At 63.7% G+C, this 985-nt stretch carries 1 protein-coding gene; it reads right to left on the bottom strand.

Going from position 1 to position 985, the window contains the following annotated elements; all coding sequences use genetic code 11:
- Positions 1–985: IS630 family transposase (locus tag AC1DYK_RS35405; protein ID WP_478170524.1), on the bottom strand; the 985-nt coding region annotated here is incomplete at its 5' end.

Below are 985 nucleotides of genomic sequence, written 5' to 3'. Positions count from 1 at the left end.
CTAGTGTCGTGAGTTAGAAGTTCGCAAACAAAATCTCTCGACGCTCGCAAGGATGTCATCGGCAGTCTTGGACCAGACGAACGGCTTGGGGTCGCTGTTGTTGATCTTGATGTAGTGCCTGATGGCCTGTTCGAGCTGGCGCGTGGAGCGATGCGTGCCGCGGCGGATGTAYTTCTGCGTCAGGGTGGCGAACCAGCGTTCGACCTGGTTCAGCCAGGACGCAGAGGTCGGCGTGAAGTGCACCTGAAAGCGCGGATGTCGGGCAAGCCAGTTCCTGATGGCGGGAGTCTTGTGTGTTCCGTAGTTGTCCATCACGAGGTGAATGTCCAGCACTGCCGGCACGTTGGCCTCGATGCGCAGGAACTGCAGGAACTCGGTGCTTCGATGGCGGCGATGCAAGTCCCCGATGACCGATCCGGTGGCGATGTCCAACGCCGCGAAGAGCGTGGTCGTGCCGTGGCGCTCGTAGTCGTGAGTGCGCCGCTCAGGGATGCCTGGGGCCAGGGGGAGCAAGGGCTGCGTGCGATCCAGCGCCTGAATCTGGCTCTTCTCGTCCACGCACAGGACCATGGCCATGAGCGGCGGGTCAAGGTACAGCCCGACGATGTCGCGCACCTTCTCTACAAACAGCGGGTCGCTGGAGAGCTTGAAGGTCTCTTGGCGATGAGGCTGGAGTCCGAATGCGCGCCAGATGCGAGACACCGCCGTTTGCGACAGGCCGGTTTCGCGCGCCATGGTGCGTGTGCTCCAATGCGTCGCCGCGTCGGGAACGCTCTCCAGCGTCTTGGCAACYACGGCGTCGACCCGCGCGTCGTCAATCGTTCGCGGTGCGCCAGGCCGAGGGGCGTCCAGTAGCCCGTCCAGCCGATGCTCGACGAATCGGGCGCGCCACTTCGAAACCGTCTGCTGCGTCACGCGCTGGCGGCTCGCAACCACCTTGTTGTCCACGCCTTCGGCGCAGGCCAGAACGACGCGAGCGCGCAAC

It is taken from the genome of Variovorax sp. P2_H12 (assembly GCF_056403395.1).
The sequence above is the reverse complement of the archived record's forward strand: the minus strand, read 5'-3'. Positions and strand labels throughout refer to the sequence as shown.